This is a genomic window from Paraburkholderia graminis, assembly GCF_003330785.1.
Classification (GTDB): domain Bacteria; phylum Pseudomonadota; class Gammaproteobacteria; order Burkholderiales; family Burkholderiaceae; genus Paraburkholderia; species Paraburkholderia graminis.
In genome coordinates, this window is record NZ_CP024934.1 from 2,917,091 (window position 1) to 2,930,867 (window position 13,777).

Sequence of the window (13,777 nt, forward strand, 5' to 3'; positions counted from 1 at the left end):
GATCGTGCGCGCGTCGCGTAGCCGGCGATGCGCGTTGCACTCAACACGCAAGGCAAAGAGATTGTGAACGCGCAAAAAAGAAAAGCCCCGACATGGCGGGGCTTTTCTGCACTTCAACTACTGGAGGCGCGAGCCGGAGTCGAACCGGCCTAAACGGCTTTGCAGGCCGCTGCATAACCGCTTTGCTATCGCGCCGCAAGCGGATCGGAATCTAGCTGCAGATTCGCTGATTTGTCTCGTGGACAAGCTTCAAGTCCACCAAACAAAAAGGGAAGCGTTGCTTCCCCTGATGTATGGAGCGGGAGACGAGGCTCGAACTCGCGACCTCAACCTTGGCAAGGTTGCGCTCTACCAACTGAGCTACTCCCGCATTGCACTGCTTCGCAACGCCTTGCACTCTTACTTCGCAAAACTTAATTCGCCAAACCTACAACGCGCTGCTTCAAAAATCTGGAGCGGGAGACGAGGCTCGAACTCGCGACCTCAACCTTGGCAAGGTTGCGCTCTACCAACTGAGCTACTCCCGCGTATTGACTGCTTACTGCTGCGTACTACGCTCTACTGCACCCGATGTTTGAAACCGCGTGCATCGGAGAAACGAGATTATGGAGAAACGACTGAAACGTGTCAACCCCTTTAGCGAATCTCTTTAACTGAACAGATTTCACTCACGACGTGGCCGTGTCTCTCCGTCCGTCGCCGGCATGCGACCGACATGCAACCGCCATGCAAGCGAGCGAACGCACTCAGACGGCCCCGCCCCGCTCGCGAATTTGCGGCCACGCGAGCTTCATGTAATAGAGCATCGACCAGATGGTCAGGAAGGCCGCGAGATAGATGAGCCACAGGCCCCACGTGCGCGTGTCGATCGCCACGCCGCCGCCGAACGGCAACACGCCGTTGAACAGCAGCATCGGAATCGCGACCATCTGGCAAGCGGTCTTGAACTTGCCGAGCGAATTCACGGCGACGCTCTTCGACGCGCCGATCTGCGCCATCCATTCGCGCAGCGCCGAAATGGCGATCTCCCGCCCGACGATCACGAGCGCAATCGCCGAGTCGATTCGCGCGAGCTGCACGAGCACGAGCAACGCGGCGGTCACCATCAGCTTGTCGGCGACCGGATCGAGAAACGCGCCAAACGCCGACGTCTGATTCCACTTGCGCGCGAGGTAGCCGTCGAACCAGTCGGTCAGCGCGGCCAGCACGAAGATGGTCGCCGCCGCGAGATTGCGGTGCGCGGGGCTCATCATCATGTCGGGCAAATAAAACACGCCGACGACGAGCGGAATCAGAACGATCCGCAGCCAGGTCAGGAAAATCGGGAAATTGAACGGCATGGGCAGGCGCAGCGTCTGACGGGAGAGTTGCAATTGTGCCGTGTCACCGTGCCTGCCACAAGCAAAGCGGCCCGGAAGCGAGGCGTCGGCGCCGGGAATCGGCGCCAGGCTCGCGGGCGGCGTCCGCGCGCGTTTCGCAAGACGTAGCCACTTCGTAGCCACTTTCCAGTCGAACGACGTCATCCCGCGCGCGCGGCGAATCAGTGCAATTGCCGGTAGATCTGCTCGGCGAGCGCCTGCGAAATGCCCTCGACGCTCGCCAGGTCCTCGACGCTCGCCGCGACCACGCCGCGTAATCCTCCAAAGCGCGCCAGCAGCCGCTGACGCCGTTTCGCGCCCACGCCTTCGAGTTCTTCGAGCCGCGACGTCTGGCGCGTCTTGCCGCGCTTCGCGCGCATTCCTGTGATGGCGAAGCGGTGCGCTTCATCGCGGATCTGCGCGACCAGCATCAGTGCCGCGCTTTCCTTGCCGAGTTCGAGCGGCGCGCGGCCGTCGGCGAAAATCAGGGTTTCGAGGCCGACCTTGCGCCCCTCGCCCTTCGCGACGCCGACCAGCATGCCGGTGTCCAGCCCCAACTCCGCGAACACCTGGCGCGCGATTTCGACCTGGCCCTTGCCGCCGTCGATCAACACGATGCTCGGCAAGATTCCGCCCGACGCGACCGGTTCGCCGGCCTGCTGCGTCAACGGCGGATTGTCGGCGGCGTCGCTTTGCAAGTCGGTGGCTTCGTCGACGGCATTCGCGGCGGCCTGCTCGACCATCTTCTCGTAGCGGCGCGTGAGAACCTGGCGCATCGCCGCGTAGTCGTCGCCGGGCGTGATGCCGGTGATGTTGTAGCGGCGATATTCCGACGACTGCATCTTGTGATGGTGATAGACGACGCACGACGCCTGCGTCGCCTCGCCCATCGTATGGCTGATGTCGAAGCACTCGATGCGCACATGCGCGAGGTCGTCGCACTCCATGCCGAGCGTGTCGATAAGCGCGCGCGTGCGGGCCTGCTGCGAGCCCTGCTCCGACAGGAGCCGCGCGAGCGCGAGCCGCGCGTTCTGCTCGGCCATCGCGAGCCACGCGCGGCGTTGGCCTTGCGGCTGACGCAGCACCGTGACCTTATGCCTGGCCTGCTCGATCAATACGTCGACGAGTTCGCGCGCGGCCGGCGCGTGGCTGACCACGAGGACGGGCGGCACGCGGTTGCCGAGATAATGCTGGGCGATGAACGCCTCGAGCACTTCGGATTCGATGCCGGCTGCGGCGCGGGGTTTGGGTTGTTTCGCGGGCTCCTGGGTGGCGGCGGAATCGGCTTGTATGTCGGCGTTGGCGTCGGCTTCGCCCGCCTCGTCTTCTTCAGGCGGCAACTCCTGTGCGATTGCGAGCGCGTCCGCATCGAGCGACCCGGCCTCGTTGCCCGCGCTCTCTTCAACCGACGACCCCGCATCCAACGCAACATCAGTAAGCGCGCCCTCATCGCCTGCGTCTTCCAGCCCGCCCTCGTCCGCGGTCAACGCACTTTCGACGTGCGCAGGGAAATACGCCTTGTCGCCGAGATGCCGGCCGCCGCGCACCATCGCGAGATTCACGCAGACGCGCCCGCCCAGCGCGACCACGGCGAGAATATCGACGTCGCTGTCGCTGCCGACCTCGATCGCCTGCTGATGCAGCACCGTCGACAGCGAACTCATCTGGTTGCGCACCGCCGCGGCCTGCTCGAACTTCAGCTCGCTCGCGAACGCATGCATCTTCTGCTCGAGCTCCTTCATCACTTCGCCCTGGCGGCCGAGCAGAAAGCGCGACGCGTTCGCGACGTCGCGTGCATAGTCTTCTTCGTTGATGTTGCCGACGCACGGCGCCGTGCAGCGGCCGATCTGATGCAGCAGACACGGCCGCGTGCGATTGTTGAAGACGGAGTCCTCGCAGGTACGCAACTGGAACACGCGCTGCAGGATCTGGATGCTCTCGCGCACGGCCCACGCGCTCGGAAACGGCCCGAAGTACTGGTTCTTGCGATCCACCGAGCCGCGGTAATACGCCATGCGCGGAAACTTGTGACCGGTCAGCTTCAGATACGGATACGACTTGTCGTCGCGAAACAGAATGTTGTAGCGCGGCGCGAGCGCCTTGATCAGATTGTTTTCGAGCAGCAGCGCCTCGGCCTCGGAGCGCGTCACGGTCGTCTCAATGCGCGCGATGCGCGTCACCATCATCGCGATGCGCGGCGACAGTTGCGTCTTCGTGAAATAGCTCGACACGCGCTTTTTCAGGTCGCGCGCCTTGCCGACGTACAGCACGGCGCCGTGCGTATCGTAATAGCGATAGACGCCTGGCAGATGCGGCAACTGGGCGAGCACTTTCTTGGGCTCGAATTCGATGCTTGCTTCGGGTTCGGTCATGCAGGATCGGCTGGTGGAACTGTCTTGCGAAGCGGCGCGCCGTGGGCCGCGCGCCGCATGAGCGCCGGCGCAAGAAAATCCGACGGGTGCTTCTTCGTGCGAGTGCTTTAGAATCGCCAGTTTAGAACATTCCGCGTCCGCCGGAGCCCTGCGATGTCCTCCACTGCGCCGCTTGCCGGCCCGTCTGCCGGCTCGTCTATCGAATCGCCCGCAGCGACGCCCGTAGCGATCGCCTGCGATATTTTCTGCGCGGTGATCGACAATTTCGGCGACATCGGCGTGTGCTGGCGCCTCGCGCGGCAACTCGCGAGCGAACACGGCTGGCAGGTGCGCGTCTTCGTCGACGATCTGCATGCGTTCCAGAGACTGTGCCCGTCGCTCGCGCTGGATCGCGCGCGGCAGACGGTGGACGGGATCGTCGTGGAGCATTGGCACACGCCCGCGCACGCGGGCGACACGCTCGAAATCGCCGACGTCGTCATCGAAGCATTTGCCTGCGAGCTGCCGCCCGTCTACGTGGCGGCGATGGCGCAGCGCGAGCGCGCGCCCGTGTGGATCAACCTTGAATATCTGAGCGCCGAAGACTGGGTCGCGGATTTTCATCTGCGGCCGTCGCCGCATCCTCGCTATCCGCTCGTCAAGACGTTCTTCTTTCCGGGACTCGGCCCGGGCACCGGCGGCGTGCTGAAGGAGAACCATCTGGAGGCAGCGCGCGCCGCGTTCGAAGCGTCGCCCGCTGCGCGCGACGCGTGGTGGCGGAAAACCGTGGGCCGCGCGCCGCCGGTCGGCGCCACGGTCGTCTCGCTGTTCGCCTACGAAAATCCCGCCGTCGACAGTCTGCTCGAACAATGGCGCGACGGCGACGAGCCGATCGTGCTACTCGCGCCGGAGGGCCGCATTTCCGGCGCGCTGGCGCGCTTTTTCGGGCTGGCTTCGTTCGGCGCGGGCGCGCACGCAGAACGCGGCGCGCTGAACGCGCACGGCCTCGCATTCACCGAACAATCCGGATACGACGCGCTGCTGTGGGCAAGCGACGTCAACTTCGTGCGTGGCGAAGATTCGTTCGTGCGCGCGCAGTGGGCAGCGAAGCCCTTTGTCTGGCACATCTACCCGCAAGCCGACGACGCCCATCTGCCGAAGCTCGACGCGGCGCTCGCGCACTACGCCCGCACGCTTCCCGCCGATGCCGCCTCTGCGCTCGCCGGCTTCTGGCATGCATGGAACGGCGCCGGCGCGCCCGACTGGGCAGCGCTGCGCCGCCACTACCCGGCGCTGCGGCGGCGCGCGCTCGAATGGGCCGGCGAGCTGGCGCAAGTCGGCGACCTCGCCGGAAATCTCGCCTTGTTCACAAAAACTCAGTTAAAATAAGCGGTTATCCAACGGCCGACGACGCAAGCGCGGTCCGATCGCAGCAAAAAATCCTGGTGTTTCCGGTTTCGTCCGAGCTCTTTTCCGACCTGAAACGGTCGCAAAGGCGAGGCAGAGTCGGAATAACCCGCGTCAGGACCATGCTGCCGAGCGGCGCCATTCGTGAATCCCGCGGCAAGCCAACCACGCTTCGTGCATCGCCTCCCGTCATGCCGCCTCGTCGCGGCGCGGCGCAACGCGCAGGAAACGTCGAAGCCGCTTGCGCCGTATGCCGTTGAGCACAAGTTGAAGCTATTAATTTCGTACAGGACAGTTTTATGAAGACCGCACAGGAACTCCGCACCGGCAACGTCGTGATGATCGGCACAGACGCAATGGTCGTGCAAAAGGCCGAGTACAACAAATCGGGCCGCAACTCCGCCGTCGTCAAGATGAAGTTCAAGAATCTGCTGACCGGCGCAGGCATGGAAAGCGTCTACAAGGCAGACGACAAGTTCGACGTTGTCGTGCTCGAGCGCAAGGAAGTGACGTACTCGTACTTCGCCGACCCGATGTACGTGTTCATGGACGCCGACTACAACCAGTATGAAGTCGAAGCCGAAATGATGGGCGACGCGATGAACTACCTCGAAGACGGCATGGCTTGCGAAGTCGTGTTCTACAACGAGAAGGCCATCTCGGTCGAACTGCCGACCACGCTGGTTCGCGAAATCATCTACACGGAACCGGCTGTCAAGGGCGACACGTCGTCGGGCAAGGTGCTGAAAAACGCCAAGCTCAACACCGGTTTCGAACTGCAAGTGCCGCTTTTCTGCAACATCGGCGACAAGATCGAAATCGACACGCGCACGCACGAGTACCGCAGCCGCGCCTAAACGCCGGCAACCTGATCCCAGCGCAACGCATCGCGCGCTGAGAAAAAATACGAAAGCGCCCAAATGGGCGCTTTTTCTTTTTTGTGCCGCCGAGTATCGTTGAGGAAAACTTTACCGGCAATTTTGTCCAAATTGCCGGTCGCGTTGCCCGATCTTGCCGCCCGCGACGATGTAAGCCCTTGATCTAGCGAATCAAAGCGCATTGGCACAAGTCATGCTAGTCAGCACTTACCTTATGTTTGTCGACCGGAGATGCGAGATGAACAACGACATCGCTGAAGGCAAGTGGAAGCAACTCGTTGGCAAAGCCAAGGCGGCGTGGGGCGAGCTCACCGACGACGAATTGACGCGGGCCGAAGGCCGCGCCGACCGTCTCGCCGGGCTGATCCAGGAACGCTACGGCAAGAGCCGCGAAGACGCCGAGCGCGAAGTGCGCCGCTTTTTCGACAGCAACCGCGATTTTTGACAGCAGAACCGACGTAAATACCGGCGCCCTTGCCGGCCACGCCGTGGCCGCAAGGATGCCGGCGGATTTGGACCGGGGGCAGCGCGACGTGCATCGGTGCGTCGCGCACCGCCCTTTTGCTACAGCAAAGGACCCGAACTACGTGAGTCGACTCGCCGTCCGCTTCGCCCGGCGCCCTGCGCGCCGGATACCGCGCTCATGCCGACTGGAAGGCCGCTGCTACGCCGCCTCGGCTGAGGCTGCGCGCGTGGCGACGCATCCGACCGACAGTACCGGCCAGCCATCGTGCCCCCGCCACGCGCAGCAATTGCAGCGCGGCAACGGATATTCCATTCATTTAAAAAGTTGCGCTCGCCATGCCACACGCCCTGATTGTTGAAGACGATCCCAATAGCCTGTCTGGTCTGTCCGCCATTCTTGCTGCCGACGGCTTTTCCGTCGACACGGCGACGACCATCGCCGAGGCACGGGCCGCGCTCACACGCTTCATCCCCGATGTCGTGCTGGTCGACCTGAATCTCCCGGACGGCAGCGGGCTCGATCTGTTGCAGCATCTGCCCGCGCATCCGCCAGGCGGCGCGTTGCCGGTCATCGTCATGACGGGCAACGCGACCGTCGAAAGCGCGATCGAGGGCTTGCGGCACGGCATCTGGGACTATCTGCTGAAGCCCGTCAACATTCCGCGGCTGCGCAGTCTGCTCGCGCGCATTCCGCGGCCGTACGAGCTGACCGAGGAAGTTCAGACGCTGCGTACGTCGCTGCGCCAACTGGGTCGCTTCGGCTCGATGCTCGGCCGCAGCGGCGCGATGCAGCACGTTTACGACACCATCGAACATATCGCGCCGACGGAAGCCGCCGTGCTGATTTCAGGCGAAGCCGGCACCGGCAAGCAGGTCGCCGCGCGCACGATGCACGACATGAGCCGGCGCCGCAAAGGCCCGTTCGTGACGCTCGACTGCCGCAGCGCGGGTGGCACGGCGGCGCTCCGTTCGCTGGACAGCATTCTGTTCGGCCACGAACGCGGCGCGTTCAGCGGCGCGGAGCAGCGCGAGCCTGGTCTTTTCGAGCAGGCGAGCGGCGGGACGCTTTTCATCGACGAAATCGCGGAGTTGCCGCGCGCCCAGCAGGAGGCGCTGCTGCGCGCGCTCGATTCGCAGACCTTCATGCGCGTCGGCGGAACGAGCCAGGTGGTGACCGATTTCCGCCTGATCGCGTCGACGCGCAAGGCGCCGCGCGCCGCGGTCGCCGACGGCAGCCTGCACGAAGATCTCGCGCTGCGCCTCGAAGCCGCCGCCGTGACGCTGCCGCCGTTGCGCGAGCGCGGCGAGGACCCGGCGCTGATCGCGCAGGCCATCGTCGACGAACTGAATCAGGACGCCGCTGCGCGCGGCGCGTCGGATGTCGCGAAACAGGTCGGGCCGAATTTCCTGCGCGAATGTCTGAGCTACGAATGGCCGGGCAACGTGCGTGAGCTGGAGGACCGCGTGCGGCGCGCCTATCTCGCGTCGGGCGATGTGCTCGAATCGCTGCGCGCCGACGAAGCGGGCTCCGTCAACGGCCGCGATCTGAACGGCAGCCGCGTGCAGGTCACGGTCGGCACGCCGCTCGCCGATGTCGAAGAGATGCTGATTCGCGCGACGCTCGATGCGGTCGGCGGCACGCGTCATCGCGCGGCGTCGCTGCTCGGTATCAGTCCCAAGACGCTCTATAACAAGCTGCAGCGGATGCGGCTGAACTGACACACAGCGCGCTTCGCGCGCGAACGTGCAATGAAAAACGGCGCCTTGTTCGCAAGGCGCCGTTTTCTTGTTGCCTCCGCTCGCCGCTCAGGCGAACGCGCTGCGCAGCAACGTCTGCGCTTGCAGATACTGCGGCTGCGCGACCAGCTTGCTCCACTTGAGCGCCTTGCCGCGCGGGCGCATGCGCTTAAGCCGCTGCTGCGATTCCTTCGACGGCGTGAAGCGCAACTCGTCCAGCACCTTTTCGGCCTGTTCCGGCTGATTGCAGATCAGCACCATGTCGCAGCCGGCCTGCAGCGCCGCGGTCGCGCCTTCGGTGAGCGTGCCGCCCTGCCGCGCGGCTTCCATCGACAGGTCGTCGCTGAAAATCGCGCCTTCGAAGCGCAGCTTGCCGCGCAGAATCTCCTGCAGCCACACGCGCGAAAAACCCGCCGGCTTCGAGTCGACTTGCGGATAGACGACGTGCGCAGGAATCACCGAGCCCAGCGACAAACCGAGCCAATCGTACGGCGCGACGTCGTCGCGCAGAATTTCGTCGAGCGAACGATCGTCGACGGGCATCGCGACGTGCGAATCGGCATGGGCAAAACCGTGCCCCGGAAAATGCTTGCCGCAGTTGCTCATGCCGGCCAGCGCGAGACCGTGGTTGAGGCTCTTGGCAAGCAGCGTCACCACGCGCGGATCGCTATGAAACGCGCGATCGCCGATCACCTGCGACTGCCCGTAGTTCAGATCGAGCACCGGCGTGAAGCTCATGTCGATGCCGCACGCGCGCAGCTCGGAAGCGAGGATATAGCCGACCGCGGTCGTGACCTTGGTGGCGTGCAAAACGTCGCTGTCCCACAGCGCGCCGAGCTTGCCCATCGCCGGAAGCACGGTGAAACCGTCGGTGCGAAAACGTTGCACGCGGCCGCCTTCGTGATCGACCGCGATCAGCAGATCGTCGCGAATCGCACGGATCGAATCGGTCAGCGCGATGAGTTGCGCGCGGCTCTCGTAGTGGCGCGCGAACAGGATCACGCCGCCGGTCATCGGGTGAGCAAGGCGGCGCTTGTCGTCGTCGTTCAGCGTTTTGCCGACGACGTCGAGCATCACCGGTCCGGGAATGGTTTTCATCGAATTCCGTTGGAAGATTGCGTGCAAGGACAGACGCGGCCGTTTCGGCCGCATTCGGAGTGGTGTCTATTCAACGCGGGATGACGGCTCAGCGCTTTCGGCGATCACAAACGACACCGCGTAATCGCGCTCGTCGCTGATCGTCACGCGCGCGGTGATGCCGCGCGCCTCGAGCCATTCGGCGAGTTCGCCCGACGCGACCACCATCGGCTCGCCGCTCGGCTTGTTGAGCGTTTGCAGCGCGCGCCATGTCATCGGCCAGTGCATGCCGAGGCCAATCGCCTTCGAGAAGGCTTCCTTCGCCGAAAAGCGCGTGGCCAGAAACGCGAGCCCGCGCGCCGCCGACCGCGCATTGCGTGCGTGATAGACGCGCAGTTCGTCGGGGCCGAGCACCTTCTCGGCAAAGCGGCCGTTGGTGCGCGTCATCACCGCGGCGACGCGGCTCACTTGCACGATGTCCGTGCCGATACCGTAGATCGTCATAGGCGCGACCGTCCCGGCGACGGCATCAGGCGCGTGCGCCGAGACGCGCGGCGACCATGATCGCCTTCATCTCGCGCACCGCGTTGTCCCAGCCCGCGAAGATCGCGTGCGCGACGATCGCATGGCCGATGTTCAGTTCGACGATGCCGTCGATCGCCGCGATCTGCTGGACGTTCGTGTAGTGCAGGCCGTGGCCCGCATTGACCTTGATGCCGAGCGTCGCGCCGAATTCGACCGCGCGGACCACGCGCTCGTATTCGCGCTGCTGTTCCGCGGGATCGTGCGCTTCGGCGTAGCGGCCGGTATGCAGCTCGATCACCGGCGCGCCCGCTTCGTGCGCCGCGCGAATCTGCGTCTCGTCAGGATCGATGAAGAGCGACACGCGCGAGTTCGCGTCCGCAAGCTGCCTGCATGCAGCGCGCACGGCCTCGAACTGCCCGGCGACGTCGAGGCCGCCTTCGGTCGTCAGCTCCTGGCGCTTTTCCGGCACGAGGCAGACGTCGTGCGGCTGCACGTCGCAAGCGATGTCGAGCATTTCCTGCGTGACCGCGCATTCCAGATTCATCCGCGTCTTCAGCAGCGGACGTAGCGCGCGCACGTCGGCGTCGACGATATGGCGGCGGTCCTCGCGCAGGTGCAACGTGATGGCGTCGGCGCCGGCCTCCTCCGCCATCAACGCGGCGCGGATCGGGTCGGGGTACGACGTGCCGCGCGCGTTGCGCAGCGTGGCGACGTGATCGATATTCACGCCGAGATCGATCACATTCGGCGACGTTAGAAGGAAGCTCATAAGTTCTGCAAGTCGATCAGGATCTGGCGCGTCGCGAGCGGCGTGCCGCCAAGGTAAGTATTGAGCAGAAAGCGCATCAGCGTTTTGCTTTGCGCCACGGTCTGCGCTCGATGGTAATCGTCCTGTTCCATATCGAGCAAGGTTTGGCCCGCGACCACGGGCCATTGCGCGGGCAAGTCGTCGGACGCTTCGCGCACGCCGCGCTCGGGGTCGAACACGTAGCGCTTGCCGGCATCGACCGCTTTGCGCGTGACCGTCCGATCGAGCGACATCGCGTAACCGGTCTCGCGCAAAAGCACGCGCTCGAATGAGCGCAGCACCTGCACGGGCGGCTCGTCATGCGCGAGGCGTGTCATCGTGACGACGTAGTGATGGAACAGTTGCGGATGCGGATCTTCGCGCGCGCAGAACTTCACGAGCAGCTCGTTCACGTAGAAGCCGCACAGCAGCGCGTCGCCCGTCAAAGGCAACATGCCGCCGACCCATTCGGCGCCGGTCAGCGTGCGCACTTCCGACTTGCCCGACCACGACAGCGCGAGCGGCTGGAAGGTCTGCAACACGCCGCGCAACGCCGAGTGCGGACGCTTCGCGCCCTTCGCGACGAGCGCGAGGCGGCCATGATCGCGCGACAACACGTCGATGATCAGACTCGTCTCGCGATACGGATAGCTGTGCAGAACGAATGCGGGCTGCTCGGCGATCCGGTATTCGGAAGCGGAGCCCGAGCGCGACGACTTGCGAGCCGGCGTCTTGCGCGGCTCGTCGCCGGCAGCGCCGGCATCGGCGCTGGAGGTCTTTCTGGTGGAAGTTTGGCGGCTAGAGCGAACGGATTTCGAGCGGCCGCGCGACGGCTCGGCCGACTCGGAGTCGTCCGGGTCGGTGCCGGAATTCAGCGTGACCCACGCGTCATTCGTACCCATACGCACGAAGTCCTGCTTCGTTGTCGGCCCAGCCGCTCTTCACCTTGATGAAGGTTTCGAGATATATCGGGCCGTCGAACAGTCTTTCCATGTCGAGGCGCGCCTCGGTGCTGATCTGCTTCAGCTTCGCGCCTTTCTGGCCGATGATCATTGCCTTGTGCGTATCGCGTTCGACGAGAATCGTCGCGAAGATTCGGCGCAGGCGCCCTTCGGTTTCGAACTTGTCGATCAGCACGGTGCTCGTGTACGGCAGTTCGTCGCCGGTCCAGCGGAACACTTTTTCACGCAGAATTTCGGCCGCCAGAAAGCGCTCGCTGCGATCGGTGAGATCGTCTTCGCCGTAGATCGGCGCGCCTTCCGGCAGATACGGTTTGATGGTCGCCATCAGACGCTTGATGTCGTCGGGATTCTTGGCCGACAGCGGCACGATCTCGTTGAACGGACGCAGCGCGCTCATCTGCTGCATGAACGGGAACAGCGAATCTTTATCCGACACGCGATCGAGCTTGTTCGCGATCAGCAGCGTGGGCACCGACGGCGGAATCAGGTCGAGCACTTTCTGGTCGTCCGGGCCGAAACGGCCGGCTTCGATCACGAACAGGATCGCATCGACGGAAGTCAGCGTGGACGTCACCGCGCGGTTCAGCGAACGGTTCAGCGCGCCGCTGTGCTTGGTCTGAAAGCCGGGCGTGTCGACGAAAATGTACTGGACGTCTTCGAGCGTGTGAATGCCGGTGATGCGATGGCGCGTAGTCTGCGCCTTGCGCGACGTGATGCTGACTTTCTGGCCGACCAGCGCGTTCATCAGCGTCGATTTGCCGACGTTCGGACGGCCGACGATCGCGACCATGCCGCAGCGAAAACCAGTGGGAGTGGGAGCGTTCATATTCGGGCTACGGCAGGTTCGGGGACGCGCGGAAGTCGCGCGCCGGGGCAATCAATGGCCCGCGTCGGCGACGCGCGTTTGTACCGCGTCGGCTACGCCGGGTTCGTGTTCGGTGGGCGCCGCCGCGTTGGTGGCGGGCGATGCGGAGCTGGTCGCTGCACTGGCCGCCGCACTAGCCGCGGCGTCGCGAGTGCGGTGCGGCTTGTCGGTTGTGCGGGCGGCGGGTTCGGCGGGTTTTGGGTCGGTGGGCCTGGCTTCGGCGGGCTTCGCTTCGGCCATCTTCGGTTCGGCGGCGGGCTTGTCTAGCTTGTCGGCTTTATCCGCCTTTTCGCCCCTTTCGACCCTGTCCGCGCGCTCCAGCTTCTCCGGCGCGCTGTACTCGACATGCGCGGCGCGAATCACCGCGAGCGGCGCAGCGACGGCCGCCACCGCGATCGCCGTGCGTTCCGGTATCGGTTCAGCGGCCGGCGCCGTCCGCATTTCGCCGCGCGCCGCCGCGCGTTCGTTCTTGCGGTCGGGACTGCGCAGATCCAGCGCCGCCTGCACGCCGGTCACGCCCGGCACGATCTCCGCCTCGGCCTTTTTCGCCGCGCGCGCGCCCTTCGACCGCTTCGACTTGGAGACGACAGCCGGCGCCGCGGCCATGACTTCGTCGAGCGCCTTCTTCGCCGCGGCTTGCTCCGCCGCGCGGCGGCTCGCGCCCGAGCCGGACACCTTCACGTCCAGCTTCGGCACGGTGCATTCGACTTCGAACTGCTGATTGTGCGCCGCACCATGCGTGGCGACGACGGTGTACGTCGGCAACGCAATCTTGTGTCCCTGCAGATATTCCTGAAGGAGCGTCTTGGCGTCCTTGCCGAGCGTGCGCGGGTCGATGTGATCGAGAATCGGCACATAAAGACGCTTGATGACCGTCTGCGCGGCGTCAAAGCCGCCGTCGAGGAACACCGCGCCCAGCACGGCTTCGAGCGTGTCGGCGAGGATCGACGGCCGACGGAAGCCGCCGCTGCGCAGTTCGCCCTCGCCGAGGCGAAGACCTTCGGAAATATTCAGGGCCTGAGCGATTTCGTACAGCGATTGCTGCTTGACCAGATTTGCACGGACGCGCGACAAATCGCCTTCGTCCAGCTTGCCGAAACGTTGGAACAAAAGCGCAGCCACCGCGCAATTCAGAACGGAGTCGCCAAGAAACTCGAGCCGTTCGTTATGCGTGGAACTGTGACTGCGGTGCGTTAAAGCCTGGCGCAACAATTCCGCATTGCGAAATTCATAGCGCAGACGGCTTTCCAACGGAGATGAGGGCATGGGCAGAGTATAACGCGGGCGCCGTACCGGGCGAAAACGCGGTACGGCCAGCGGAAAAAGCGTGGTGAAGCGACGTTACCGGACTTTCTTAAAGTGGCG

General features: G+C 64.4%; 13 protein-coding genes and 3 tRNA genes. 4 read left to right on the plus strand and 12 right to left on the minus strand.

Features of this window, described 5'->3' with window-relative positions; translation table 11 throughout:
- Nucleotides 1-121: 121 nt before the first annotated feature.
- The 5 genes from CUJ91_RS12895 to uvrC all read right to left on the minus strand — a co-directional run bounded on the left by CUJ91_RS12895 (nucleotide 122) and on the right by uvrC (nucleotide 3,730).
- A tRNA-Cys gene (locus tag CUJ91_RS12895) sits at nucleotides 122-195 on the minus strand.
- 99 nt (nucleotides 196-294) lie between these two features.
- Nucleotides 295-370, minus strand: a tRNA-Gly gene (locus CUJ91_RS12900).
- Nucleotides 371-451: 81 nt separating this feature from the next.
- A tRNA-Gly gene (locus tag CUJ91_RS12905) sits at nucleotides 452-527 on the minus strand.
- Between the two features lie 219 nt (nucleotides 528-746).
- A complete protein-coding gene (pgsA, locus tag CUJ91_RS12910) occupies nucleotides 747-1,340 on the minus strand; it encodes a CDP-diacylglycerol--glycerol-3-phosphate 3-phosphatidyltransferase (protein ID WP_029967771.1) in 594 nt (197 codons plus the stop codon).
- A gap of 200 nt (nucleotides 1,341-1,540) precedes the next feature.
- Complete coding sequence (uvrC, locus tag CUJ91_RS12915; RefSeq protein ID WP_114156332.1) at nucleotides 1,541-3,730, minus strand: excinuclease ABC subunit UvrC; 2,190 nt, start codon at nucleotides 3,728-3,730, stop codon at nucleotides 1,541-1,543.
- A gap of 153 nt (nucleotides 3,731-3,883) precedes the next feature.
- On the opposite strand from uvrC, the gene earP reads away from it, so the two are divergent.
- Both earP and efp read left to right on the plus strand, forming a co-directional pair.
- Nucleotides 3,884-5,098 carry an elongation factor P maturation arginine rhamnosyltransferase EarP gene (gene earP / locus CUJ91_RS12920; RefSeq protein WP_029967774.1) on the plus strand — a complete coding sequence of 405 codons (1,215 nt, stop codon included), beginning with the start codon at nucleotides 3,884-3,886 and terminating at the stop codon, nucleotides 5,096-5,098.
- A gap of 317 nt (nucleotides 5,099-5,415) precedes the next feature.
- A complete protein-coding gene (efp, locus tag CUJ91_RS12925) occupies nucleotides 5,416-5,973 on the plus strand; it encodes an elongation factor P (protein ID WP_006051954.1) in 558 nt (185 codons plus the stop codon).
- Here the strand turns inward: efp and CUJ91_RS12930 are convergent.
- On the minus strand, nucleotides 5,970-6,176 hold the full coding sequence (locus CUJ91_RS12930) for a hypothetical protein (RefSeq protein WP_107706447.1): 207 nt from the start codon (nucleotides 6,174-6,176) through the stop codon (nucleotides 5,970-5,972). The two genes, efp and CUJ91_RS12930, sit on opposite strands and share 4 nt — an antisense overlap.
- A gap of 56 nt (nucleotides 6,177-6,232) precedes the next feature.
- Between CUJ91_RS12930 and CUJ91_RS12935 the strand changes: the two genes are divergently transcribed.
- Nucleotides 6,233-6,439, plus strand: coding sequence for a CsbD family protein (locus tag CUJ91_RS12935; RefSeq protein ID WP_006051953.1), 207 nt, complete (start codon nucleotides 6,233-6,235; stop codon nucleotides 6,437-6,439).
- A 356-nt stretch (nucleotides 6,440-6,795) separates the two neighbouring features.
- On the plus strand, nucleotides 6,796-8,178 hold the full coding sequence (locus CUJ91_RS12940; protein ID WP_006051952.1) for a sigma-54-dependent transcriptional regulator: 1,383 nt from the start codon (nucleotides 6,796-6,798) through the stop codon (nucleotides 8,176-8,178).
- A gap of 87 nt (nucleotides 8,179-8,265) precedes the next feature.
- On the opposite strand, the gene nagZ is transcribed toward CUJ91_RS12940, so the two are convergent.
- The 6 genes from nagZ to rnc all read right to left on the minus strand — a co-directional run bounded on the left by nagZ (nucleotide 8,266) and on the right by rnc (nucleotide 13,678).
- Nucleotides 8,266-9,294: a beta-N-acetylhexosaminidase gene (gene nagZ / locus CUJ91_RS12945; RefSeq protein WP_107706446.1), complete on the minus strand. Its 1,029-nt coding sequence runs from the start codon at nucleotides 9,292-9,294 to the stop codon at nucleotides 8,266-8,268.
- 66 nt (nucleotides 9,295-9,360) lie between these two features.
- Nucleotides 9,361-9,777, minus strand: coding sequence for a holo-ACP synthase (gene acpS, locus CUJ91_RS12950; RefSeq protein WP_053858551.1), 417 nt, complete (start codon nucleotides 9,775-9,777; stop codon nucleotides 9,361-9,363).
- A gap of 25 nt (nucleotides 9,778-9,802) precedes the next feature.
- On the minus strand, nucleotides 9,803-10,567 hold the full coding sequence (gene pdxJ / locus CUJ91_RS12955; protein WP_114156333.1) for a pyridoxine 5'-phosphate synthase: 765 nt from the start codon (nucleotides 10,565-10,567) through the stop codon (nucleotides 9,803-9,805).
- The gene (gene recO, locus CUJ91_RS12960; RefSeq protein ID WP_029967780.1) at nucleotides 10,564-11,487 is read right to left on the minus strand and encodes a DNA repair protein RecO; all 924 of its coding nucleotides are present in this window, start codon (nucleotides 11,485-11,487) and stop codon (nucleotides 10,564-10,566) included. Before recO ends, pdxJ begins: the two co-directional genes overlap by 4 nt.
- A complete protein-coding gene (era, locus tag CUJ91_RS12965; RefSeq protein ID WP_029967782.1) occupies nucleotides 11,474-12,373 on the minus strand; it encodes a GTPase Era in 900 nt (299 codons plus the stop codon). The genes recO and era overlap by 14 nt, the downstream gene beginning before the upstream one ends.
- A gap of 51 nt (nucleotides 12,374-12,424) precedes the next feature.
- A complete protein-coding gene (gene rnc, locus CUJ91_RS12970; protein ID WP_114156334.1) occupies nucleotides 12,425-13,678 on the minus strand; it encodes a ribonuclease III in 1,254 nt (417 codons plus the stop codon).
- Nucleotides 13,679-13,777 lie beyond the last annotated feature (99 nt).

Excerpts from the sequence above, each read along its gene's own strand:
- pgsA (WP_029967771.1), bottom strand. The coding sequence starts at position 1,340 with ATGCCGTTCAATTTCCCGATTTTCCTGACCTGGCTGCGGATCGTTCTG.
- uvrC (WP_114156332.1), bottom strand. The coding sequence starts at position 3,730 with ATGACCGAACCCGAAGCAAGCATCGAATTCGAGCCCAAGAAAGTGCTC.
- earP (WP_029967774.1), top strand. The coding sequence starts at position 3,884 with ATGTCCTCCACTGCGCCGCTTGCCGGCCCGTCTGCCGGCTCGTCTATC.
- efp (WP_006051954.1), top strand. The coding sequence starts at position 5,416 with ATGAAGACCGCACAGGAACTCCGCACCGGCAACGTCGTGATGATCGGC.
- CUJ91_RS12930 (WP_107706447.1), bottom strand. The coding sequence starts at position 6,176 with ATGCGCTTTGATTCGCTAGATCAAGGGCTTACATCGTCGCGGGCGGCA.
- CUJ91_RS12935 (WP_006051953.1), top strand. The coding sequence starts at position 6,233 with ATGAACAACGACATCGCTGAAGGCAAGTGGAAGCAACTCGTTGGCAAA.
- CUJ91_RS12940 (WP_006051952.1), top strand. The coding sequence starts at position 6,796 with ATGCCACACGCCCTGATTGTTGAAGACGATCCCAATAGCCTGTCTGGT.
- nagZ (WP_107706446.1), bottom strand. The coding sequence starts at position 9,294 with ATGAAAACCATTCCCGGACCGGTGATGCTCGACGTCGTCGGCAAAACG.
- acpS (WP_053858551.1), bottom strand. The coding sequence starts at position 9,777 with ATGACGATCTACGGTATCGGCACGGACATCGTGCAAGTGAGCCGCGTC.
- pdxJ (WP_114156333.1), bottom strand. The coding sequence starts at position 10,567 with ATGAGCTTCCTTCTAACGTCGCCGAATGTGATCGATCTCGGCGTGAAT.
- recO (WP_029967780.1), bottom strand. The coding sequence starts at position 11,487 with ATGGGTACGAATGACGCGTGGGTCACGCTGAATTCCGGCACCGACCCG.
- era (WP_029967782.1), bottom strand. The coding sequence starts at position 12,373 with ATGAACGCTCCCACTCCCACTGGTTTTCGCTGCGGCATGGTCGCGATC.
- rnc (WP_114156334.1), bottom strand. The coding sequence starts at position 13,678 with ATGCCCTCATCTCCGTTGGAAAGCCGTCTGCGCTATGAATTTCGCAAT.